General features: G+C 68.6%; 21 protein-coding genes. 15 read left to right on the top strand and 6 right to left on the bottom strand.

The genetic code is table 11. The features are described from left to right. Positions 1–82: 82 nt before the first annotated feature. The 4 genes from ACFWAY_RS04525 to ACFWAY_RS04510 all read right to left on the bottom strand — a co-directional run bounded on the left by ACFWAY_RS04525 (position 83) and on the right by ACFWAY_RS04510 (position 2,967). Positions 83–538, bottom strand: a complete 456-nt coding sequence (locus tag ACFWAY_RS04525) for a hypothetical protein (RefSeq protein ID WP_378457205.1) — start codon at positions 536–538, stop codon at positions 83–85. 50 nt (positions 539–588) lie between these two features. Next, entirely contained in the window at positions 589–1,485 is an 897-nt protein-coding gene (locus tag ACFWAY_RS04520) for a hypothetical protein (RefSeq protein ID WP_378509923.1), read from the bottom strand. Between the two features lie 85 nt (positions 1,486–1,570). Beyond that, positions 1,571–1,966 (bottom strand): universal stress protein, encoded by a 396-nt coding sequence (locus tag ACFWAY_RS04515; RefSeq protein ID WP_378509922.1) that lies wholly within the window; start codon positions 1,964–1,966, stop codon positions 1,571–1,573. After that, complete coding sequence (locus ACFWAY_RS04510; RefSeq protein WP_378509921.1) at positions 1,963–2,967, bottom strand: 2-hydroxyacid dehydrogenase; 1,005 nt, start codon at positions 2,965–2,967, stop codon at positions 1,963–1,965. The genes ACFWAY_RS04515 and ACFWAY_RS04510 overlap by 4 nt, the downstream gene beginning before the upstream one ends. 353 nt (positions 2,968–3,320) lie before the next feature. Between ACFWAY_RS04510 and ACFWAY_RS04505 the strand changes: the two genes are divergently transcribed. From ACFWAY_RS04505 to ACFWAY_RS04470, 8 genes are all read left to right on the top strand, one after another. Further along, positions 3,321–4,904, top strand: coding sequence for an ABC transporter substrate-binding protein (locus tag ACFWAY_RS04505; protein WP_378457209.1), 1,584 nt, complete (start codon positions 3,321–3,323; stop codon positions 4,902–4,904). A gap of 67 nt (positions 4,905–4,971) precedes the next feature. Continuing rightward, positions 4,972–5,898 (top strand): ABC transporter permease, encoded by a 927-nt coding sequence (locus ACFWAY_RS04500; protein WP_378509920.1) that lies wholly within the window; start codon positions 4,972–4,974, stop codon positions 5,896–5,898. Positions 5,899–5,910: 12 nt separating this feature from the next. Next, on the top strand, positions 5,911–6,939 hold the full coding sequence (locus tag ACFWAY_RS04495; RefSeq protein ID WP_378509919.1) for an ABC transporter permease: 1,029 nt from the start codon (positions 5,911–5,913) through the stop codon (positions 6,937–6,939). Beyond that, on the top strand, positions 6,936–7,964 hold the full coding sequence (locus ACFWAY_RS04490; RefSeq protein WP_378509918.1) for an ABC transporter ATP-binding protein: 1,029 nt from the start codon (positions 6,936–6,938) through the stop codon (positions 7,962–7,964). The genes ACFWAY_RS04495 and ACFWAY_RS04490 overlap by 4 nt, the downstream gene beginning before the upstream one ends. Continuing rightward, the gene (locus ACFWAY_RS04485; RefSeq protein ID WP_378509917.1) at positions 7,957–8,973 is read left to right on the top strand and encodes an ABC transporter ATP-binding protein; all 1,017 of its coding nucleotides are present in this window, start codon (positions 7,957–7,959) and stop codon (positions 8,971–8,973) included. The genes ACFWAY_RS04490 and ACFWAY_RS04485 overlap by 8 nt, the downstream gene beginning before the upstream one ends. Then, positions 8,970–9,686 carry a sulfite exporter TauE/SafE family protein gene (locus tag ACFWAY_RS04480; protein ID WP_378509916.1) on the top strand — a complete coding sequence of 239 codons (717 nt, stop codon included), beginning with the start codon at positions 8,970–8,972 and terminating at the stop codon, positions 9,684–9,686. The genes ACFWAY_RS04485 and ACFWAY_RS04480 overlap by 4 nt, the downstream gene beginning before the upstream one ends. 120 nt (positions 9,687–9,806) lie before the next feature. Then, a complete protein-coding gene (gene gudD / locus ACFWAY_RS04475; protein ID WP_378509915.1) occupies positions 9,807–11,144 on the top strand; it encodes a glucarate dehydratase in 1,338 nt (445 codons plus the stop codon). Continuing rightward, positions 11,144–12,124, top strand: a complete 981-nt coding sequence (locus tag ACFWAY_RS04470) for a 2-hydroxyacid dehydrogenase (protein ID WP_378509914.1) — start codon at positions 11,144–11,146, stop codon at positions 12,122–12,124. The genes gudD and ACFWAY_RS04470 overlap by 1 nt, the downstream gene beginning before the upstream one ends. A gap of 6 nt (positions 12,125–12,130) precedes the next feature. Here ACFWAY_RS04470 and ACFWAY_RS04465 read toward each other — a convergent pair whose 3' ends face one another. Both ACFWAY_RS04465 and ACFWAY_RS04460 read right to left on the bottom strand, forming a co-directional pair. Beyond that, the gene (locus tag ACFWAY_RS04465; protein WP_378457215.1) at positions 12,131–12,511 is read right to left on the bottom strand and encodes a hemophore-related protein; all 381 of its coding nucleotides are present in this window, start codon (positions 12,509–12,511) and stop codon (positions 12,131–12,133) included. A gap of 92 nt (positions 12,512–12,603) precedes the next feature. Beyond that, positions 12,604–13,617 (bottom strand): Lrp/AsnC family transcriptional regulator, encoded by a 1,014-nt coding sequence (locus tag ACFWAY_RS04460; protein WP_378457216.1) that lies wholly within the window; start codon positions 13,615–13,617, stop codon positions 12,604–12,606. Positions 13,618–13,719: 102 nt separating this feature from the next. Between ACFWAY_RS04460 and ACFWAY_RS04455 the strand changes: the two genes are divergently transcribed. The 7 genes from ACFWAY_RS04455 (at position 13,720) to ACFWAY_RS04425 (ending at position 21,800) form a co-directional block, all read left to right on the top strand. Continuing rightward, a complete protein-coding gene (locus tag ACFWAY_RS04455; protein ID WP_378509913.1) occupies positions 13,720–15,186 on the top strand; it encodes an MFS transporter in 1,467 nt (488 codons plus the stop codon). A gap of 34 nt (positions 15,187–15,220) precedes the next feature. Then, positions 15,221–16,648, top strand: a complete 1,428-nt coding sequence (locus tag ACFWAY_RS04450; protein ID WP_378509912.1) for an amidohydrolase — start codon at positions 15,221–15,223, stop codon at positions 16,646–16,648. Between the two features lie 35 nt (positions 16,649–16,683). After that, positions 16,684–17,925 (top strand): amidohydrolase, encoded by a 1,242-nt coding sequence (locus ACFWAY_RS04445; protein ID WP_378509911.1) that lies wholly within the window; start codon positions 16,684–16,686, stop codon positions 17,923–17,925. Then, positions 17,922–19,283, top strand: coding sequence for an L-serine ammonia-lyase (locus tag ACFWAY_RS04440; protein WP_378509910.1), 1,362 nt, complete (start codon positions 17,922–17,924; stop codon positions 19,281–19,283). The genes ACFWAY_RS04445 and ACFWAY_RS04440 overlap by 4 nt, the downstream gene beginning before the upstream one ends. A 42-nt stretch (positions 19,284–19,325) precedes the next feature. Next, positions 19,326–19,721: a low affinity iron permease family protein gene (locus ACFWAY_RS04435; protein WP_378457221.1), complete on the top strand. Its 396-nt coding sequence runs from the start codon at positions 19,326–19,328 to the stop codon at positions 19,719–19,721. A 79-nt stretch (positions 19,722–19,800) separates the two neighbouring features. Continuing rightward, the gene (locus ACFWAY_RS04430; RefSeq protein WP_378457222.1) at positions 19,801–21,354 is read left to right on the top strand and encodes a succinic semialdehyde dehydrogenase; all 1,554 of its coding nucleotides are present in this window, start codon (positions 19,801–19,803) and stop codon (positions 21,352–21,354) included. Between the two features lie 2 nt (positions 21,355–21,356). Next, positions 21,357–21,800, top strand: coding sequence for an SRPBCC family protein (locus ACFWAY_RS04425; protein ID WP_378457230.1), 444 nt, complete (start codon positions 21,357–21,359; stop codon positions 21,798–21,800). The last annotated feature ends 25 nt before the right edge of the window (positions 21,801–21,825 follow it).

Genomic DNA, 21,825 nt, shown 5'->3' with positions numbered 1-21,825 from the left:
CACGGGCGGCGCTATTCCGACTCGAGACGGCCGTCACTGCGGCACGCCACTCTTGGACCTGAAATGTCGAGTTTGCGCTCGCCTACAGGCTGTGGTCGCACTCGAGGAGGGCATCGAGCCAGAGCACCGCTTCGACGAGGGCCTGCATGCGCGTGAGTGCGGTGTCGGCAGGCACGGGCGGCGGGGGATCGGATCCTGCCCGGTGCCTGCTCTGCAGGTGCCGCACGACGGCGGTGAACAGCCACTCGGCGGGCGCGGGCAACTCCTCGTTCAGCTCGGCTGTGTCGTGCACGACGGGGACGACGCTGATGAAGCTGTCGACGGCGTCGTTGACGCTCGAGGCCGGATCCGCGATGAGGTCGGCGATGGTGGTGACCATCCACGTCACGACCGCGGTGAACGCCGACCGGTCGCTGCCGTGGTCGCACGCGATCTGGGAGATCTCGGGTGCGAGCGCCTGGAAGTCGCGGTCGCCGACCAAGGTCAGGAGGCGACCGCCCAGTTGCGCGCCGTCGGCGTGCTGAGGCCCGTCGATCATGGCAGGTATTCGGCGCCGCCAGGGTTGCGGATGGGGCCGGGCTCGCGACCCTAACTGCCGAACGGAATGCACAGAGAACCCGTGCACGTCGCCGCGGCCGCGACAGAGAACGGCTGGTCGAGTCCGGCGGCCAGGACGGTGGGGGTGCCACCGGTGACGGGCAGCGAGACCACCGTGCCGTTGCTCGAACCGACGTCGCCTGCGGCGGCCACGTAGACAGTGCCCGCCGAGACCGTGAGACCGAACGGGCGGACGAGACCGGTCGTCAGGACGGTGGGGATGCCACCGGTCGCCGGTAGGGCGACGACGGATCCGTCACCGGCGACGGCCACGTACAGGGTGCCGCCGGAGACGTCGATTCCCGCCGGGAGATTCAGGCCGGCGGCGAGGACGGTGGGGGTGCCGCCGGCGACGGGCACGGAGATCACGGACCCTGTGCCGGGGGTCCCCGCGCCGGCCACGGTGACATAGAGGGTGCTGCCGGAGACGGCAACCCCGACCGGTTGCTGGAGACCGGTGACGACCGGGGTGGGGGTTCCGCCGCCGGCGGGCAGGGAGACCACGTTGCCGGAATCGAACTCGGTGACGTAGAGCGTCCCGCCCGACACCGCCACATCGAACGCGTTGCCCAAGCCGGTGGCGAGGGTGGTGGGGGTACCGCCCGCGGCGGGCACCGACACGACCGAGGTGCCTGCGGTGACGAAGAGCGTGTCGCCCGACACCGCGATCCCGCCCGGTCCGGCGATGCCGGTGGCCACGGCGCTGGGGGTGCCGCCCGCGGCGGGAAGGGACAGAACGGAACCGGTACCGTTCTCGGTCACGTACAGAGTGTCCGTGGCAGGCAGTGCCGCAACGGCGGGCGCGGCGGCCACCGCGGTGGCGAGGATGAGCGCGCCGGTCGTGACGACCGCCCGACGGACGAGTCGGGTGAACGGTGATCGGCGCATCGGCAGTCCTCTCGTGGCCCGTGCCCGGAAGAATACAACCGTTACAGCGCGATCCGCCGGGGTTCGGGCACGACGTCCGTGCGGCTCAGACCTCAGCGGCGACGGGAGGCTTGACCCCGACCACCGGGCACTGCGCCTCGAGGAGCACGCGCTGGGCGACGCTGCCCATGAGGAGTTTGCCGACGGGGGAGCGTCGCCGCATGCCGAGGACGAGGAGTTCGGCGGTGGCGTCGTAGGACGCGTCGATGAGGTTGTCGGCGTGGGAGCGGTCGGGTTCGTTCCGCGCGATGCGGTAGTCGACGCCGGATGCGTCCGCTTCCTCCCTGGCGGAGTGCAGTTCTGAGTCGAAGCCGGGAGCCGAGGCGCTGTCGCCGTCGGCGATCACCACGAGATCGGTTGCGCGCATGCGGGCTTCGGCGAATCCGAATGCCAGTGCGCCACGACCTTCGACTGTCGGGACGTAGCTGAGAATGACGCTCATCGTGACCTCGGCTCGAGTACGGGGGTGGTCAGGGTTCCCTGGGCGAGGTACTCGTCGAGGTTCTGCAGGGTGAGAGCCTCCATGGCGGCCCGGGTCTCGGTCGTGCCGCTCGCCACGTGGGGGAGGAGAACGACGGTGTCGAGCGCGAGGAGCGCTTCGGGAACGTGTGGTTCCCGGGCGAACACGTCCAGTCCGGCACCGGCGAGCTTGCGTTCGGTGAGCAGCTCGACGAGCGTCTCCTCGTCGACGACGCTTCCGCGCGCCACGTTGATCAGATAGCCGTCGGGTCCCAGTGCTTCGAGAACTTCTCGGTCCACGAGCTTTTCGGTGCCCTTGCCGCCTGCTGCGGCGACGATCAGCACGTCGACCCCGGCGGCGAGTGCGGCAGCCGAGCCGACGTACGAGAACGGGGAGCCGGGAACCTCGCGCCGATTGTGGTACGAGATCGTGCAGCCGAAGCCGGTGAGGCGGGCGGCGATGGCAGACCCGATGCGCCCGAGCCCGATGATGCCGACCCGTGTGCCGCTCACCTTCCGGGTGAGGGGGAAGTTGCCCTCGGCGGGCCAGCGGCCGTCGCGCAAAAAGCGGTCGGCGGCGGAGAAGCCGCGGAGCGTGTCGATCAGCAATCCGACGGCGGTATCGGCGACGCAGTCGGTGAGGACGTCGGGAGTGTTGCTCACACCGATTCCGAGTTCCTCGGCGAGCACGACATCGGTTGTGTCGTAACCGACTCCGAAGTGAACGATGGCGCCGAGGTTCGGCAGTTCCTTCATCAGCGCGGCGTCGACTCCGGTGCGACCGGACGTCACGACTGCGGTGACGGACTCGCCGTGCTCGGCGAGGAAGCTGGTGCGGTCGTCGCCGAACGGGAGGTCGAGTGCGTCGTACTTCCCGGAGAGTGTCGCAGTGAGGGACGGCTTCAGTGGCCCGACCTTCAGGACGCGTCCTCCCGAAACAGTCTGTACAGCAGCTTCTTTCACGGACGACTCTGCGGTCACCATCGTGCCTCCTGACGAGTGGTGCCGCGACTCTCCGCGTCACCGGTTACCCGTACGTTAAGCGGCGCTCGGAATACCTGTCCAACACGTAAATAACATGGATCGATACTGAAACGGCATCGGTTGGCGGCGCGTTGACGTGCGCAGATGCCGAAACTCCCGGTATGCGCCGGTCAGGGGCCTGCTGGAGTGATTGCAGTCTCATCCAAACGGGCTCGTGACGGCCCTCACGAGCTGTTTTCTGCCGTTACCCCCTGTTGACGCGTCGTCCGGGCCGCTCATAGCGTGTGTCTACCGTCACAGGCGGGCCCTCTTCACTCGCGTCGAGTACGCGACACATCCTTACGGAGGACACCATGAGCCCTGCACGTTCGCTGCAGCAGGGAACCCGTTACCGCGCCGTCGTCGTGGCCACCGCCGCACTGACGGTGCCGGCTCTGGTCACAGGTTGCTCGGTGGCCAATTCGAGCCACAGTGACGCCGCCAGCCCCGACACGTTGCGGATCGTGCTCCCCCAGGAGCCGCCCACGCTCGAACCCTGCGACGCGTCACTCACCTCTACCGGAGTCGTCGTCCGCTCCAACATCACCGAGCCCCTGGTGGAACGCAACGCCGATACCGGCGATCTCGAACCGAAGCTCGCCGACTCGTGGGAGCAGACGTCGGACACGGTCTGGACGTTCCGGATCCGTCCGGGCGTCACGTTCAGCGACGGCAGCGCGTTCGATGCCGAGGACGCCGCCTTCTCGATCGATCGCACCGTCAACTCGACCATCGGCTGCGACGTCGACGGGTACGTGTTCGGCGACGACGAACTCGTGGTGAACGCGATCGACCCGTCGACCGTGACGGTGCAGACCCCCGCCGCCGACCCGATCCTTCCGCTACGGATCTCGTTCGTGGAGATGGTGCCCTCCACCACCGACGCCCAGGACAAGGTGCGCGATCCCATCGGCACCGGCCCCTACAAGATCGACTACTGGGATCACGGGCAGCGACTCTCGCTGGTCCGCAACGACACGTACTGGGGCACGGCGCCCGAGTACACGCGGGCGATCTACCAGTGGCGGACCGAGGGCAGCGTCCGCGCCGCGATGGTCACCAACGACGAGGCCGAACTGGCCACGTACCTCGGTCCGGAGGACGGCGCAGGCGACCTCGGCGTCGCCTACCCCAACAACGAGACGACGGCGCTGCGCATGATGGCCACCGAACCGCCGCTCGACGACTACCGCGTCCGTGAGGCCATCGACCTCTCCGTCAACCGGGCGGGGATCGTCAAGGCGCTGTTCCAGGGTCTCGGCGAGCCGGCCGGGCAACTCGTCGGCAGCAGCATCGTCGGGTTCGACCCCGACCTTCAGCCGACCCCCTACGACTCCGATCGCGCCGCGCAACTGGTGGCGGAGGCCAAGGCCGACGGCGTTCCCGTCGACAACCAGATCCGCCTGATCGGGCGCACGGGCCAGTTCCCCAAGATCAACGAGACCATCGAGGTCATCCAGAACTCGCTGAGTAAGGCCGGCCTGAACGTGAAGATCGAGATGATGGACACGGCCGGGCAGATGCAGTACCAGATCCGGCCGTTCCCGCAGGGCACCGGACCGATTCTGCTGATGATCCAGCACGGCAACCAGGCGGGTGACGCGCAGTTCACCGTCGACCAGTACATGCGCAGCGACGGATATCAGAGCTACTTCGGCTCGGCCGGATACGACGCGCAGATCGACGCCGCCGAGAAACTCGTCGGCGACGCCCGCCAGGACGCGTTCGCCTCGGTGCTCGCCAACGAACCGAAGGAGATCCGGCAGTTCGCGTACATCGCCCACATGAACGCGGTGCTCGCCAAGTCCCCGACCGTGCAGTACGCGCCCAACTCCGCGACCGGCGACGAGATGCGCCTGAGCGAGATGACCCACGCGGACACATCCGCGAACGGCTAAACCCTCTTCCCAGCCCCCCGGAGGAACTGAGATGTCCCAACCGAACCCGATTCGAAGGCGGTAAGTCATGTTCGCCTTCCTGCGCCGACGCGTCTACACCAGCCTCATTCCACTCCTCGTCGTCCTCTTCGGTGTGTTCCTGCTCGCCCGCCTCACCGGCGACCCGACCAACCTCTATCTCCCGGTCTCCGCGACACCGGATCAGCGCGCCGAATTCGCGGCCGAGAACGGCCTCGACAAGCCGGTCCTGAGCCAGATGGTCGACTACCTGTCCGGGGTCGCCCACCTCGACTTCGGGAAGTCGCTGCGCACCGGTGAATCCGCCGCGACCATGGCATTGCGGGCGTTCCCGGCAACGTTGCAGCTCGCGTTCTTCACGATGCTGCTCGCGATCATCGGCGCCATCGTGATCGGCTGCTGGGCGGCGTATCGGCCGAATTCGCTGGCCGACCGGATCTCGAGCCTGTTGTCGATGACCGCGGCCAGCATCCCCGACTTCTGGTTCGCCATCACCGGCGTGTGGATCTTCGCGGTGGTGCTGGGGGTGCTGCCCACCTCGGGGACCGGAAGCGCGCTGTCGTGGATCCTGCCGATCGCCACCCTGCTCATCCGCCCGCTCGGCGTTCTCACCCAGGTGGTCCGCGGCGCGATGGTGTCGGCGCTGTCCGCACCATACGTACGACTGGCCCGGAGCAAGGGCGCCGGCGACCTGCGCGTCGTCACCCATCACGCGCTCCGCAACGCCGCGGCTCCGGCGCTGACGGTGGCCGGCGACCTCACCGTCGGACTGGTCAACGGCGCCGTCGTCGTCGAGGCGATCTTCGGGTGGCCCGGCATCGGCAAACTGATGATCGACGCGATTCTGCAGCGCGATTTCGCGGTCCTGCAGGCGGCGGTGCTCCTGACCGCGGTCAGCATCTTCGTCCTCAACATCCTGATCGACGCGGGCTACGCACTTCTCGACGCGCGTGTCCGTGAGAAGTCCAAGGTCTAGGAGGCCGCCGACATGTCCATAGACAACGCACCCCGCCTGGACGGAGCCGGCGACGTCTACCCGGGCCCCGACGAGACGCCGGCCGTCGCGGCCCCCGTCGAAGAAACCGTTCCGGCACCGAAGGCCTCCCGGAGCAAGGCGCCGTTGTGGCGACTGCTCCTACGGGACCGGATGGCGACGGTCGCGGCGGCGATCCTGGTGTTCGTGTTCCTCGTCGCCGTGTTCGGCCCGTGGCTCGTCGGCGACGCTGCGACGGATCAGAACCTCGACCAGTCCAACCTCGCACCGTTCCACGTCGCGAACGGGTGGATGAACCTCCTCGGCACCGACCCGCTCGGACGCAGCATGCTGGCCCGGTTGATCGTCGCGTGCCGCACCACCCTCCTGGTGGCGCTGCCCGCGGTCGCGCTGTCCTGCATCATCGGGTCTCTCGTCGGCATGTGGGCCGGCTACCACCGCGGCTGGCGGGAAACGACGGCGATGCGCGTTGCCGACGTCATCATGAGCTTCCCGTCGCTGCTGATGGCCGTCGTCGTCCTGTACGTGTTCTCGCCCAGCGCCGCGAACATCGTCCTGGTCCTGGCGATCACCCGCATCCCGATCTACCTCCGCACCGCCCGCGCGGAGTCGGCGGAACTGCAGAGCCGGTTGTTCGTGGACGCCGCCCGCACTTTCGGCGCCCGCAGCGGGGCCGTCATCCGCCGGCACGTGTTCCCCATCCTGCTGCCGACGCTGCTCACCGTCGCCACCCTGGACTTCTGCTACGTGATGCTCGCCGAGTCGTCGCTGAGCTTCCTCGGCATCGGCATCCAGCCGCCGGACATCAGCTGGGGCCTGATGGTGTCCCAGGGCCGGACGTACCTGCAGACGGCGTGGTGGCTGTCGTTCTTCCCTGGCCTCGCCATCGTCATCACCACCGTGTCGGCGACCGTGCTCGCGGCGTGGGCCCGGATCGCCACCGATCCCGCCCAGCGCTGGCGTCTGACCGTCCCGCGGTCGCGTCGCTCCCGGCTGTTCCCCACCCGAAAGGTCGTCTCATGAGTGCACCTGCACCGGCTGTCGAATCGCTCGACGTCGCTGACAACGACCGCGTCGCCCTCGAGGTCGCGGATCTGACCGTCGACCTGCGCACCCCCTCGGGCACCGTCCGGGCCGTCGACCACGTGTCGTTCACCGCGCGACGCGGGGAGACCCTCGCGCTGCTCGGTGAGTCGGGGTGCGGCAAGTCGATGACCGCGCAGGCCCTCGTCGGCCTGCTCGAACCGATCGCCGACATCACCGACGGCTCGGTCCGTCTCGGCGACGTCGACCTGGTGACGGCGAAAGCCAGGACCCGCCGCACCCTCGCCGCCACCGAACTCGCCATCGTGTTCCAGGACGCGCTGACCGCGCTCAATCCCGTCTACACGGTCGGCAAGCAGTTGGCCGAACCGTTCCGGATCCATCGCAATCTGTCCGCGAAAGAGGCAAGGCGGGAGGCGATCTCGCTGATGCAGAGGGTCGGGATTCCCGAGCCCGAATCGCGCGTCGACTCCTACCCACACCAGTTCTCCGGCGGCATGCGGCAGCGCCTGCTGATCGCGATGGCCGTCGCACTGAGCCCGACGGTCCTGCTCGCCGACGAGCCGACGACGGCACTCGACGTCACGGTGCAGGCACAGATCATGTCGCTGCTGCGGGATCTGCGCACCGAGCACGACATGGCCGTCATCCTCATCACCCACGACCTCGCCCTCGTCGCGGAGGAGGCCGACCGCGTCGCGATCATGTACGCGGGCAACGTCGTCGAGACGGGCCCGGTCGCCGAGGTCTTCGCGTCGCCGCAGCACCCGTACACGAAGGGCCTGCTCGATTCGGTCCCCGTGCACGCGGTCCGCGGCGAGGACCTGAAATCCATCGGCGGCACCCCGCCCGACCTGCACTCCATTCCGTCCGGCTGCGTCTACCAGGCGCGCTGCCCGCTGGCCCGCGACCTGTGCCGGACCACCCGCCCGCCGCTCGCCGACGTCGCCACACCCGGTCGCCGCTCGGCGTGCCATTTCCCCGAGGAGATCTCACATGTCTGAGTCGATTCTGAAGGTGCGGGGCCTCACCAAGACGTTCAAGGTGCCAGCCAACGCGGCAGGCAAGAATCAGTTGCGCGCGCTCGACGGCATCGACCTCGACCTCGCCCGCGGCGAAACGCTCGGGCTCGTCGGCGAATCGGGCTGTGGCAAGTCCACTCTCGCCCGCACGCTGATGATGCTCGAGCGCCCCGACTCCGGTTCGGTGACGTGGGACGGCGTCGACCCGTTCTCGCTGAAGGGCAAGGACCTGCTCGCCCTGCGCCGCCGGGTGCAGATGGTGTTCCAGGACCCGTACGCGTCGCTGAACTCCCGGATGTCGGCGGCCGACATCATCGCCGAGCCGTGGCGCACCCACAAGACGATGTACAAGACGAGCCGCGACCGGGCGGCGCGGGTGCGGGAACTGCTGCATCTGGTGGGGCTGCGGCCGAGCGACGAGCACCGGTACCCGCAGGAGTTCTCCGGTGGTCAGCGGCAACGACTCGGGATCGCCCGCGCCCTGGCGTTGAACCCGAGCGTCGTCATCTGCGACGAACCCGTGTCGGCACTCGACCTGTCGGTGCAGGCCCAGGTGCTCAACCTGCTGAACGACCTGCAGAAGCAGCTCGGCATCTCGTACGTGTTCATCTCGCACGACCTGTCGGTGGTCCGGCACGTCGCCGACCGCGTCGCCGTGATGTACCTCGGGCGGATCGTGGAGACAGGTGCGACGGACGCCGTCTTCGACCGTCCCGCCCACCCGTACACCGAGGCCCTGATGTCGGCGGCACCGAAACTGGACGCCGCATCCCGCGGCAAGCGGATCATCCTCGACGGTGAAGTGCCGTCGCCGCTGAACCCGCCGTCGGGCTGCCGGTTCCGCACCCGCTGCGCCCACGCGACCGACATCTGCGCGAGCACCGTGCCACCTGCAGCGGTCGACGAGCGCGAGAGCGGCCACGTCGCCGAATGCCACCATCCCCGGCGTCCGGTCGAACTCGGCGTCCCGGTCCCCGTCGCGGTCGGGTGAGCGGGGCAGAGTTCGCGATCATCGCGTTCGCCGTCTTCCTCGCCTCGTGCATGCAGGCGTCGATCGGGTTCGGGATGGGCATGTTCGCGGCGCCCGTCGTCGCGCTCGTCGACCCGGGTCTGCTGCCCGGGACGCTGATCATGACGGCGACGGTCGTCACGGTGATGGTGGTGTGGCGGGAACGCGACGCCCTCGATCTGTCGGGCACCGGGTGGGCGCTGGCCGGCCGGGTGCCGGGCACGCTCGCGGGCGCGTTGCTGCTGGTGGTGCTGCCGGAACGGGGGTTGTCGCTGCTGCTCGCGGCCGTGGTGCTGTCCGGGGTCGTCTTCGCGGCACTGGGCTGGGCACCGCCGCCGCGGCGCCGGAACCTCGCCGTCGCCGGGGCCGCGTCGGGTCTGCTCGGCACGGCCACGTCGATCGGCGGACCGCCGATGGCCCTGGTGATGCAGGGGTCGAAGGGGGCGCAGCTGCGCGGCAACATGAGCGCGTTCTTTCTGGTCGGCTCCACACTGTCGGTTGCCGTTCTCGCCGCGACGGGGTCGGTGCACCGCGAGTCGGCGGTGATGTTCCTGCTGCTGATCCCGGCGACGGTGCTCGGCTATGTGGCGTCGCGGTTGGTGAATCGTCACCTGGACGCGGCGCGCCTGCGCCGGGCGTCCATCACGGTGTCCTGTGTGGGTGCGTTGATGCTGATCGGTCAGCAGCTTCTCTGATGCAGTGTCTGCATCGATCGATGCTCAACAAGTCTTGGACATGTATCGATCGGGCCACTTAGAGTTTTGGTTGTGAGGCGCCTCACGGGCGGCGCTCCGCTGTGAAGGAAGGTTTCGGAGATGAGTACAACGAGCACCCCGGTCGTCACCGACATGCGAGTGGTCCCGATCGCGGGACACGACAGCATGCTCCTGAACCTGTCCGGTGCGCATGCCCCGTACTTCACCCGGAACCTGGTGATCCTCACCGATTCCGACGGCAACACCGGTGTCGGCGAGGTGCCCGGTGGTGAACCGATCCGCCGTACCCTCGAGGACGCCCGCGCGATCGTGACGGGGCGCAGCATCGGCGAGTACAACGGCGTTCTCGCCGATCTGCGGCGCACGTTCGCCGACCGGGACGCCGCAGGCCGCGGCAACCAGACGTTCGACCTCCGCGTCGCGATCCACGCCGTGACCGCCGTCGAGTCGGCACTCCTCGACGTTCTCGGGCAGCACCTCGGGGTTCCCGTCGCGGCCCTGCTCGGCGAGGGCCAGCAGCGCGAGAAGGTGCAGGCGCTCGGTTATCTCTTCTTCGTCGGCGACCGCAACAAGACCGACCTCGACTACCAGTCGGGTGCGGCGGAGTCCGACGACTGGCTGCGACTGCGGCACGAGGAGGCGCTGACACCGGACGCGGTCGTGCTACTCGCCGAGGCGGCCCACGCGCGGTACGGCTTCGCGGACTTCAAGCTCAAGGGCGGCGTCCTCGCACCGCACGAGGAGGCGGCCGCGGTCACGGCACTGGCCGAGCGGTTCCCCGACGCCCGGATCACCCTCGACCCCAACGGCGGTTGGCTGCTGTCGGACGCGATCGAGACCTGCCGCGGACTGAAAGACGTTCTCGCGTACGCCGAAGACCCCGTCGGCCCCGAGGGCAGCTTCTCCGGTCGTGAGGTGATGAGCGAATTCAAGCGCGCCACCGGACTGCCGACCGCCACCAACATGATCGCCACCGACTGGCGCGAGATGGGGCACACCATCCGCTCCGGCGCCGTCGACATCTCGCTCGCCGATCCGCACTTCTGGACGATGAACGGATCGGTCCGGGTCGCCCAGCTCTGTGATGCGTGGGGCCTCACGTGGGGTTCGCATTCCAACAACCACTTCGACGTGTCGCTCGCGATGTTCACCCACGTCGCGGCCGCGGCTCCTGGCGACATCACCGCCATCGACACCCACTGGATCTGGCAGGACGGTCAGCGGATCACCAAGGACCCGTACGAGATCGAAGGCGGCTACCTCACGGTGCCGTCGACCCCCGGCCTCGGGGTGGAACTCGACATGGACCGCGTCGAGGCCGCCCACGAGCTGTATCTGCAGAAGGGGCTCGGCGCCCGCGACGATTCGATCGGCATGCAGTTCCTGGTGCCGAACTGGACGTTCGACAGCAAGCGGCCCGCGCTGGTGCGCGCCTGATGAAGATCGTCGTCGGCGACCGGAACCTGCTGCCGCATCGCGAATTGTTCGAGTCGGGGCTGCCGTCCGGTGCGACGGTGTCGTGGCATCGGACGTTCGACGAACCGTCGATCGTCGCCGATCTGGCCGACGCCGACGTGTACGTGGGCGGCCGGTTCACCGCCGCGATGGCGGCCGCAGCACCGAAGCTGCGCCTGCTGCACGTGGCCGGCGCGGGCACCGACAAGGTCGAATTCGACGCCCTCCCTGCCGACACTCTGGTGGCCAACACCTTTCACCACGAGGATTCCATCGCCGAGTACATCGTGTCGGCGGCGCTGATGCTGCGACGCGGATTCCTCCGACACGATCGCGCCCTCCGCGGCGACGTGTGGGCCACGTCGGTCTACGACGACGCGATCGCGCAGTCCCGGTCGATGCGGGGCGCGCGGGTCGGATTCGTCGGCTTCGGTCACATCGGCCGGCGGTCGTGGAACCTGCTGCGCGCGTTCGGTGCCGAGGGCTGCGCCGTGACCGGGCGGGGAAGTCTCGACGCCGCCGCGGAAGGCCTAGCTTGGGCGGGAGACAACACGTCGTTGCTCCGGCTCCTGACGGAGTCCGACGTGGTGGTGGTGTCCGCGCCCCTGAACGATCACACCCGCAGCATGATCGGCGGCGCGGAACTCGACGCGCTCGGCGCCGACGGCATCCTGATCAACGTCGGGCGCGGCCCGCTCGTCCAGGAACAACCGCTGTACGACGCGCTGGCGTCGCACCGGATCGCGGCCGCGGCGATCGACGTGTGGTACTCCTACCCCGATGCCGGCGGTCGCGGCGCCCCGAGCGCGCTGCCGTTCCGCGACCTGCCGAACGTCCTGATGACCCCGCACTCGTCCGGCGTCACCGACCACACGTTCGTCGGCCGTGTTCGCGACATCACCGACAACATCCGCCGGCTGGACACAGGGCAGACGGTCCTGCGCACCGTCCGCCCCGCCTAGCGTGCGTCAGTAGTTACCGCAGGTCTCGGCGATCGTCAGGGCTTTTGCGCGCCACTCGACGGCCGGTCCCTCGGTCGGGACGGTGTCCAGTCGGCTCTTCAGCTGCGGGTGCGCGTCGAGAACGGCCTGGCGGTCGGCCGGGGTCTTCGAGAAGAAGTCCGCCAGCTGAGCCTTGCGCTCGGGTGCCTGGTCCAGGCGTGCGGCGAGCTGCGGAGTCACGTCGTGCATCGCCGCATCGATCTGCGCGAAGCTGCAGGTGGAGTTCACGAGGCGGGCGGAGTCGGAGTCGGCCGGATCAGCGGAAGCGATGCCCGGGATCACGAGGGCGGCGGAGATCGCGCCGACGGCGGCGATACCGAATTGCAGACGTGCTCGTGAAACGTTCATGACGAGTCCTCCCATGTCGGTTGGTTTGCCGGGGCAACGATAGGGGCCCGAGTTGTGACTTTTCTGAGGACCGTCTGAGAATCGCGGCCCGGTCACGTCCCGGCGGGGGAGATCATGGAAACCACGGGACCCGTGGCCCGTCCGCGGTCGTCCAGGATGTGCCCCAGGTGTTTCCCGATCTGCATGACCACCGACCGGTCCGCCACCCGCGACCCGGGCAGGAGCTTCTCGAGAAGCAGTTCGAACCGGTGCACGTCGTTGAGGGTGCGCAACCAGACGGCCATGATCAGGTTGTATTCGCTGGCCACGAGTACCGCCAGCCGCACTTCCTCGATCCGGCCCAGCGACGTCCTCAGCCGTTCGATCAGCGGCGCGGGAACCTGCATGAAGTACCAGGCGTAGATCGGCCATTCGGAGTAGGTCCGGGCAATGTCGGTGCGCAGCAGGAGGGATCCGTCTCGCCGCATCGTCGCGATCGCGTCGGTGATGCGCTGATTGCTGACGCCGGCGCGTTCGGCGATCGCCGTGGTGGGCGCGCGGCCGTCGATGCCGAGTTCGTAATGGATCACGCGTTTCAGGTCGGGTGAGACCGTCCGCGCGGCCCGGGGGCGGGGCGGCCGGGCGCCGGGAACCCGGCCGGCCTGCGCCGCGGACAGCGTGCGCAGCCGCCAGTTCCCGGCCTCGAAGAGCACCTCGGTGATGAGGTGGGTCCGGGCTCGCCGGATCGCCGGATACTCCCCGAGCCGATGGAGCAGGAACCGCGACGTGTCCGCCGAATCCTGCGCCATCAGCGTGAGCAGGAGGTCGCGGCCGCCCGCCGTGAAGTCGACGCCGGCGACCATCGGATCTTCCGACATCGCCTGCGCAGTTGCGACGGATTGTCCCGGTGCGCATTCGATTTCGATCAGCGCGCCGCGTCCCGGCGTCCCGGCGTCGTAGCCGGTGATCCAGATCAGACCGGTGTCGCGGAGCCGCTGGTACCGCCGCGACAACGTCACGGGGTCGACGGCCAGGATCGGTGCGAGCGCCTTCCAGGATGCCCGCGGCTCGATCTGCAGTGCATGCATGAGACCGAAGTCGACATCATCTGGCTCGTAATCCTGCATGATTCGTCCTCTTGTGCCGAGAAAGCTGCAAATTTACACGACGGAATTCACATCGGGTCACTCTTCCATCAGTCACTGTCCGCTGATCCTCTTGGAGTCCACATGAGTTCTTCGCGCCACCTCCAGGGAAGCGACGCTGCCACGGCAGCGGTCGGATTCCTCGTGGTCATGGAGTTCGCCAGCGGCCTGTTGCAGGGGTGGTTCTCCCCGCTGCTGCCCGCCATCGGCGAACGTTTCGACGCGTCGTCCGCCGCCTTGAACTGGGTGAGCGCAATGTATCTGCTGGGAACGGCCGCCTGCGTCCCGCTGATCGCCAAACTCGGTGACCTCTTCGGGCACAAACGGCTTCTCGTCGTCGCGACCGCGTCCGTTGCGCTCGGTTCGTTCCTCGTCGCGTTCGCACCGTCGTTCGAATTGCTGCTCGTGGGCCGGGCGTTGCAGGCGCCGCTCGCGGCGTTCCTTCCGCTCGAGTTCGCGATCGTGCGGGACCGCAACCCGGCCACTGCGGGCCGGAGCATCGGGCGACTCGTCGGGTCGCTGACACTGGGTGCCGCCGTCGGCGGCCTGCTCTCGGGATTCCTCCTCGACTCGGTGATCGGCGACGTGAGCGTCGTGCTGCTCGTGCCCGCCGTCCTCATGACGATCTGCCTTGCGGTGGTGTACTTCCTCGTCCCGGAGACGACGGTGCGCAAGACGGGCACCGTCGACTGGACCGGCGCGGTCCTGCTGACGGTGGGTCTGCTCGGGGTGCTCGGCGGTGTCTCCAACGCCGGCACCTGGGGCTGGACGAGCGCCCTGACGTGGGCGGCCATCGGGGTCGGGGCCGTCGTTCTCGTCGTGTGGGTGTTCGTGGAACGACGGGTCCGGCATCCTCTCGTGGACCTCGACGTGGTCGGACGAGGAATGCGCGTGCCCATGTTGATGGCAATGCTGTTCGGCGCCCAACTGTTCGGTGTCCAGACCCCCAGCGCCCTCTTCCTCCGGGCCACGCCGGAAACCAACGGCTACGGGCTGGGCGTCACCGCCTCGATGACCGGGCTGATCCTGGCGCTGTTCGCGCTCGCGATGTTCGTCGGTGCGTCCATGAGCGACCGGCTCGCCCGTTCCGCCCTCACCGTGGCCGGATCGCTCGCACTGGGTGCGGTCCTCTCGGCGGCGTCCTACATCCTGATGATCGTCGTCCCGGGTGACGCCGCGCTGTTTGCGCTGTGGCTCGTCGTCGCGGGACTGGGTGGCGGCGTGGTGGTCGGGGTACTGCCCACAGTCATCGTGCAGCAGGCCCCGCCGGATTCGGTCGGCATCGCATCCGGCCTCTACAACACGTCCCGAACCGCGTCGGGAGCCGTGGCCGGCGCCGTGTTCGCCCTCGTGATGTCGTCGATGATCACTCCCGCGCTCACCGGCAGCGCCAAACAGATCCCCTCCGTGGGCGCCTATCACGTGGTGTGGGCCGTCTGTGCGGCACTGTGCGCCCTCACAGCTCTTCTGGCACTGAAACTCCGCTCGCCGGCGACCGTCACCGAAAACGACAAGACCCCACTTGCCGACGACGAGCAAGTGCACGCCTGACATCCCTGGAAACACCGAACGAAAGGACATCGAAGTGTCTGTCGATCCATACCTCCTCGGCACCATCGACGAACTCGGCGCACAGTACGCCGCATTGAGCGATGCGATCTGGGACGACCCCGAACTGCGTTGGGAAGAACACGCTTCCGTCGATGCGCAGATCGCCGTCGCGGAGGCCGAGGGTTTCACGGTCACCCGGGCGGTGGCCGATATCCCGACCGCGTTCAGCGCCGAAGCCGGAAGCGGCGCGCCGGTGATCGCGATCGTCGGCGAGTACGACGCACTCGCCGGGCTGAGTCAGAAATCGGGAAGTGCCACGCCGGAACCGGAGCCCGGCAACGAGACCGGGAACGGGCAGGGATGCGGACATCACCTTCTCGGTGGTGGTTCGCTCCTGGCCGCGACCGCGGTCAAGCGGTACCTCGACGCGAACGGCCTCCCCGGAACCGTCCGTTACTACGGCTGCCCCGCAGAGGAGGCCGCCGCCGGAAAGACGTTCATGGTGAAGGAGGGCGCGTTCGCCGACGTCGACGCCGCCGTGTCGTGGCACCCCGGTGACACGACCACCGTGCAACGGATCCGGACGCTCGCCTACGTCCAGGCCTACGTCCGCTTCACCGGTATCGCGTCGCACGCAGGCGTGTCCCCCGAGCGCGGTCGCAGCGCTCTCGACGCGCTCGAGCTGATGAACGTCGGCACGAACTTCCTGCGTGAACACATGCCGTCGGACTGCCGGATCCATTACGCGATCCTCGACACCGGCGGTCGCTCACCCAACGTGGTCCAGGCGAGCGCCGAGGCGTACTACCTGGTGCGGTCGCCGGACGTGGCCGGCATGCGCGAACTGTTCGCCCGCGTGACGAAAATCGCCGAGGGCGCCGCGCTGATGACCGAGACCACGGTCGAGATCGAGATCGACGGCGGATGCTCGGACATCCTGCCCAACGTCGTCCTCGAGGATTCGATGCAGGAGCGGCTCCGCGAGCTCGGACCGGTTCCCTTCGACGCCACCGACCTCGAGTCCGCGTCGGCGTTCGTCACCGTGCCGGCATCGGGACGCACGGCGAGCACTCTCGGCGGTGAGTTCGAGGGCGACGGAAGCGCTCTGCACACCGACATCGTCACGTTCGACGCGCGGACATCACGGCCGACGATGACCGGCTCCAGCGACCTCGGCGACGTCAGCTGGGTGACACCCCTCGTACAGTGCGCCACGGCGTGCGTCGCCGTCGGCACTGCCGCCCACTCGTGGCAGATGGTCGCCCAGGGCAAGCTTCCCGCCGCACACAAGGGGATGGTCCACGCCGCAAAGATCATGGCCGCGACCGCGGCGGACCTCCTGACGGACGCCGAGCTGCTGGCGTCGGCGCGCAAGGAGTTCACCTCCCGCACCTCCGAGACCCCGTACGACTCACCGCTTCCCGACGGGGTCGTCGCCCCGCCGCTGCGCGGCACCGTCTGACCGCCCATTCGAAACCACCTGGAAGGAACCCGCACATGACGCTCGCCACCCCCGTCGGCGACACCACCGCGACGCGCGCAGCAGCACTGAAGGACACTGCAGCACAGGCAGTCCGGAATCGCGAGAAGGAACTGCTCGAACTCAGCCACCGCATTCACGACACCCCCGAGATCGCGTTCGAGGAGCACCGCGCCGCCGCTCTCGTCGGGGACGCACTCCGGAATGCGGGCTTCGACACCACCGTCGGCGTCTACGGACTCGACACGGCCGTCGAAGCGGTCTATGGGACCGGCGACCTCACCGTCGTGATCTGCGCCGAATACGACGCGCTGCCCGAAGTCGGGCACGCATGCGGCCACAATATGATCGCGGCCGCCGGGGTCGGCGCGGCCCTCGCGCTCGCGGCGGTCGCCGACGACGCCGGTCTCCGGATCGCACTGCTGGGCACACCGGCCGAGGAGCACGGCGGCGGCAAGATCCCGATGCTCGAAGCCGGTGCGTGGGAGGATGCGGCACTGTCCCTGATGGTCCACGGTGCGTCGGGGACCGACATGCCCTGTGCCTCGCTGTGGATGCAGGCGGTCGACCGGTTCGAGGTCACGTTCACCGGCCGCGCCGCGCATGCCGCGGGCGCGCCCGAGCACGGGATCAACGCCGGTGCCGCGGCGACGATCGCGCTGAACGCCATCGGACTGGTCCGCCAGCAGTTCCGGGCAAAGACACGCGTCAACGCATTCGTCTCGCACGGGGGCGACGTCACCAACATCATTCCGGCCAGGACAGTCGTGCAGGTCGAGGTGCGGGCGCCGGAGATCGGTGAGTGGCGCGAGGTGAAAGAGCGTGTGCTCGCCTGCTTCGAGGCGGGAGCACTCGCCACCGGATGCGAGTGGACGTACGCGGCCACGGAGCCGCCGTATGCGCCGATGGTCCAGAACCCGGCGCTCGCGGCGATCTGGGACGAGAACCTGCGGGCCACCGGTCGCGAACTGACGTCCGCCTCACTCGGCGGAGGCTCCAGCGACATGGGCAACGTGTCGCAGGTCGTGCCGTCCATCCATCCCGCGATCGCGGTACTGGGCAGCACCGCGATCCCCCACAACGCCGACTTCGCCGACGCCGCAGCCAGTCCCGCGGCCGATGCCGCGATCCTCGACGGTGCGACGGCGCTGGCGTGGACGGTCCTCGACGTCGCTCTGGACGCCGAGGTCCGTGGCGAGTTGCTGCGCCTGCAGGCGGAACGGCCGGAGGGGTCCACCCGGACGGCGAACTGGGCGTGAGTGCCTACATATCCCTGACCGAGCTCTTCTCCCTCGGGATCGGGCCCAGCAGCTCACACACCGTCGGTCCGATGCGCGCGGCGGCGGACTTCGTGGACGGGCTGCACGCGGCCGGTCGGCTCGACCGGGTCGACCGGGTCGAGTGCGTTCTCTACGGCGCCCTGGCGGCGACCGGCATCGGTCACGGAACCCCCGATGCCGTCGTCGCCGGGCTGACCGGCGCCCGGCCGGAGACATGCGACCCCGACGACGTTCGGGGCGCATGGCGGAAGCTCGGCGACGGCGCCACCGTCGCCCTCGGCGGGACGCACCCGGTTGTGATGTGCACCGAGGACGTGGTGCTGGCGCCGCTTACCCGAATGCCGTTGCACACTAACGCTCTGCGCCTGCGAGCTCTCGACGGCGACCGTTCCACCGTCGCCGACCGGGTGTACTACTCGGTCGGCGGTGGGTTCGTCGTCCCCGAGGACGCGGCACCGTCGTATATCGACGACCGGCCGGTGCCGTTCCCCTTCACGACCGCCGGAGAGTTGCTGGGGATCTGCGAGTCGACCGGGATGAGCATCGCCGATGTCGCCGAAGCGAACGAGGCCGCGCTGATCGGTGCCGATCGTGTGCCGGAGGCGGTCGACCGCATCTGGTCGGCCATGGTGGCGTGCATCGACGCCGGCGTCTCCACCGAGGGCCGGCTTCCCGGTGGACTGGACGTCGTGCGGCGGGCCCCCGGTCTGTACCGGAGACTCGGCGCAGCCGTCTCGTCCGATAGCCACGAGGCGATCGACTGGCTGCAGACGTACGCGATGGCCGTCAACGAGGAGAACGCCGCGGGCGGGCGGGTCGTCACGGCGCCGACGAACGGGGCCGCGGGAATCGTCCCGGCCGTCGGGCGGTACTACGAGCAGTTCCTCGCCGGCGGCAACGCCGACATGCGGGCGTTCCTGCTCACCGCCACCGCGATCGGATCACTGGTCAAGGCGAACGCCTCCATCTCGGGAGCGGAGGCCGGCTGTCAGGGTGAGGTCGGTTCGGCGTGCGCCATGGCGGCCGGGGCGCTGTGCGCGGTGCTCGGCGGCAGGCCGGCGCAGGTCGAGTACGCCGCCGAGATCGCGATGGAACACCACCTCGGCCTGACCTGCGACCCGGTCGGCGGGCTGGTGCAGATTCCCTGCATCGAGCGGAATGGGATCGCGGCGGTCACCGCACTGAGCGCGGCCCGGATGGCGTCGAACAGCGACGGCGGCCACGTCGTCTCCCTCGACACCGTCATCGAGACGATGCGGCAGACGGGCCGCGACATGTCCGACAAGTACAAGGAGACGTCGACGGGAGGTCTCGCGCTCAACGTCGTGATCTGCTGAAAGGGGCGCCTCGGAGGTGTGACCTGCGCCTAGACTCCGTACATGGAGCGCAGCGCGAAGGCTGCACGTCGTCGCCAGGGTGATCACCGTTCGCTGTTCGACAGGTTTGTCGCACAGATCGAGGTGAAGGTCAGCCAGGCGCCCTTCTTCGGGGTGTGCGCGGGAGTTGTCGCGTTGTGGGTGGTCAGCATTCCCTTGTGGAAGGACCTCCACGAATGGCAGATCGCCATCCATACCGTGGGTGCGGTGTTCACCCTGCTGCTCGTCGTGTTGCTCGAGAACGCCAACCGTCGTGCCACCGAGGCGCTCCAGGAGAAGCTGAACGTGATCGCCGAGGCGCTCGCGGCGCTGCTCGAATCCTCCGCCCGCGAGGACCCCGACCTGAATGAGGCGGAGAAGAAGTTGCGCGAGGCCATCGGGCTCGAGGAACGGCACTGACACCGGCCCCTGTGACACAGCCCACCGAACAGGTAAGTTATGTGTAACCGCAAAAACTACTAACCAGTAGGGGTACGAAATGCCTGTTCCGTCCGCCGCCACGTTCGCGCGGCTCGCCGACCTCATCGCCATCCCGGATGCGGCGGATCGCCCGACGCGGTCCGTCGTCGAGGCGTTCACGGGTAAGGAATTGGCCACCGTCCCGGTCGGTACCGCTCAGGACGCCCAGGACGCGATCGCACGTGCCCGGGTGGCGCAGAAGGAATGGGCCAAGCGTCCCGTCACGGAACGCGCCGCGATCTTCCACCGCTACCGCGACCTGGTACTCGAGAACCGCGACGCCCTGATGGACATGGCTCAGGCCGAGACGGGCAAGTCCCGCGCAGCGGCGCAGGAGGAGGTCCTCGACATCTCGATGACCGCCCGCCACTACGCGCGTGTCGCCCCCAAGCTGCTGCGTCCCCGCCGCATCTCCGGCATGCTGCCCGGCCTCACCAAGACGGTGGTGCGGTACCAGCCGAAGGGCGTCGTCGGCGTCATCTCGCCGTGGAACTACCCCATGACCCTCGCGGTGTCCGACGCCGTCGCCGCGCTGCTCGCCGGCAACGCCGTCGTCCTCAAGCCCGACAGCCAGACCCCGTACTGCGCCCTGGCCTGCGTCGACCTGCTGTATCAGGCGGGCCTGCCGCGTGACCTGTTCGCCGTTGTCCCCGGGCCGGGCTCGGTGGTCGGCACCGCCCTCGTGGAGAACACCGAGTACCTGATGTTCACCGGGTCCTCGGCCACGGGTCAGCTCCTCGCCGAGCAGGCCGGTCGCCGTCTCATCGGCTTCTCCGCCGAACTCGGTGGCAAGAACCCGATGATCGTCACCGCCGGCGCGAACCTCCGTGAGGTCACCGACGCCGCCGTCCGCGCCTGCTACTCCAACTCCGGGCAGCTGTGCATCTCGATCGAGCGGATCTACGTGGAGGAGTCCATCGCACCCGAGTTCACCCGGATGTTCGGGGAGCGCGTCCGCAACATGAAGCTCGGCGCCGGCTACGACTTCGGCATCGAAATGGGCAGCCTCGTGTCCGAGGCGCAGGTCAAGGCCGTGTCCAGCCACGTCGACGACGCCGTCGTCAAGGGCGCCACCATAGTCGCCGGCGGCAAGGCGCGCCCCGACCTCGGACCCCTGTTCTACGAGCCGACCGTCCTGACCGGTGTTCCCGAGGACGCCGAGTGCTACCGCGACGAGACGTTCGGACCGCTGGTCTCGATCTACCCCGTCGCCGACGTGGACGAGGCGATCGAACGCGCCAACGACACGGAGTACGGCCTGAACGCCAGCGTGTGGGCGGGAACCAAGGCGGAGGGCGAGGCCATAGCCGCACGGATCCACGCCGGAACCGTCAACGTCGACGAGGGTTACGCCCCGGCATGGGGGAGCACCGGTGCGCCGATGGGCGGCATGGGAGTCTCCGGCGTCGGGCGCCGCCACGGCGACGACGGGATCGTCAAGTACACCGAACCGCAGACCATCGCCACCACCCGCATCCTCAACCTCGGCGGTCCGCGTGGACTGTCGCCGAAGGTGTGGGCCAAGATCATGCCGCCCTTCGTGAAGGCGCTGCAGTGGATTCCGGGCCGCTAGACGTGGACAGCGCGAGCATCCAGATCGACGTCCCGCCCGGCATGGTGTGGGACGTGGTGACCGACGTGGCGGGCATGGGCCGGTTCAGCCCCGAGAACACCGGGGCGCGCTGGACGTCCGGTTCCCCGGCGACGGTCGGGTCGCGGTTCGTCGGCGCCAACCGGCACGGGGCGGCGCGGTGGAAGACGCACTGCACCGTCGTGGATATCGTTCCGGGCCAGAAATTCTCGTTCGAGGCGGACGAGCCGAAGGCGCGCTGGACGTATCACCTCGAGCCGTCCGGCGCCGGCACACTCGTCACCGAGACCCGGGAGATCTACGCGACACCCGTATGGTGGGTGCGGCTGGTGCAGAAATCGAAGGTGCTGGGCAGCAACCGCGACCAGCTGATGCAGGACGGGATGCGGCAGACCCTCGAGCGCATGAAAGCCGCCCTCGAGCGCTGATCTCTTCCACCCTGGGGTGCCGATT

The organism is Rhodococcus sp. NPDC059968 (genome assembly GCF_042738615.1).
Classification (GTDB): Bacteria; Actinomycetota; Actinomycetes; order Mycobacteriales; family Mycobacteriaceae; genus Rhodococcus_F.
Note: the sequence above shows the minus strand (reverse complement) of the source record. Positions and strands in the feature narration are given on the sequence as shown.

Bases quoted from the DNA above. Each gene is read 5' to 3' on its own strand.
- ACFWAY_RS04525 (WP_378457205.1), bottom strand. From the start codon at position 538: ATGATCGACGGGCCTCAGCACGCCGACGGCGCGCAACTGGGCGGTCGC.
- ACFWAY_RS04520 (WP_378509923.1), bottom strand. From the start codon at position 1,485: ATGCGCCGATCACCGTTCACCCGACTCGTCCGTCGGGCGGTCGTCACG.
- ACFWAY_RS04515 (WP_378509922.1), bottom strand. From the start codon at position 1,966: ATGAGCGTCATTCTCAGCTACGTCCCGACAGTCGAAGGTCGTGGCGCA.
- ACFWAY_RS04510 (WP_378509921.1), bottom strand. From the start codon at position 2,967: ATGGTGACCGCAGAGTCGTCCGTGAAAGAAGCTGCTGTACAGACTGTT.
- ACFWAY_RS04505 (WP_378457209.1), top strand. From the start codon at position 3,321: ATGAGCCCTGCACGTTCGCTGCAGCAGGGAACCCGTTACCGCGCCGTC.
- ACFWAY_RS04500 (WP_378509920.1), top strand. From the start codon at position 4,972: ATGTTCGCCTTCCTGCGCCGACGCGTCTACACCAGCCTCATTCCACTC.
- ACFWAY_RS04495 (WP_378509919.1), top strand. From the start codon at position 5,911: ATGTCCATAGACAACGCACCCCGCCTGGACGGAGCCGGCGACGTCTAC.
- ACFWAY_RS04490 (WP_378509918.1), top strand. From the start codon at position 6,936: ATGAGTGCACCTGCACCGGCTGTCGAATCGCTCGACGTCGCTGACAAC.
- ACFWAY_RS04485 (WP_378509917.1), top strand. From the start codon at position 7,957: ATGTCTGAGTCGATTCTGAAGGTGCGGGGCCTCACCAAGACGTTCAAG.
- gudD (WP_378509915.1), top strand. From the start codon at position 9,807: ATGAGTACAACGAGCACCCCGGTCGTCACCGACATGCGAGTGGTCCCG.
- ACFWAY_RS04470 (WP_378509914.1), top strand. From the start codon at position 11,144: ATGAAGATCGTCGTCGGCGACCGGAACCTGCTGCCGCATCGCGAATTG.
- ACFWAY_RS04465 (WP_378457215.1), bottom strand. From the start codon at position 12,511: ATGAACGTTTCACGAGCACGTCTGCAATTCGGTATCGCCGCCGTCGGC.
- ACFWAY_RS04460 (WP_378457216.1), bottom strand. From the start codon at position 13,617: ATGCAGGATTACGAGCCAGATGATGTCGACTTCGGTCTCATGCATGCA.
- ACFWAY_RS04455 (WP_378509913.1), top strand. From the start codon at position 13,720: ATGAGTTCTTCGCGCCACCTCCAGGGAAGCGACGCTGCCACGGCAGCG.
- ACFWAY_RS04445 (WP_378509911.1), top strand. From the start codon at position 16,684: ATGACGCTCGCCACCCCCGTCGGCGACACCACCGCGACGCGCGCAGCA.
- ACFWAY_RS04435 (WP_378457221.1), top strand. From the start codon at position 19,326: ATGGAGCGCAGCGCGAAGGCTGCACGTCGTCGCCAGGGTGATCACCGT.
- ACFWAY_RS04430 (WP_378457222.1), top strand. From the start codon at position 19,801: ATGCCTGTTCCGTCCGCCGCCACGTTCGCGCGGCTCGCCGACCTCATC.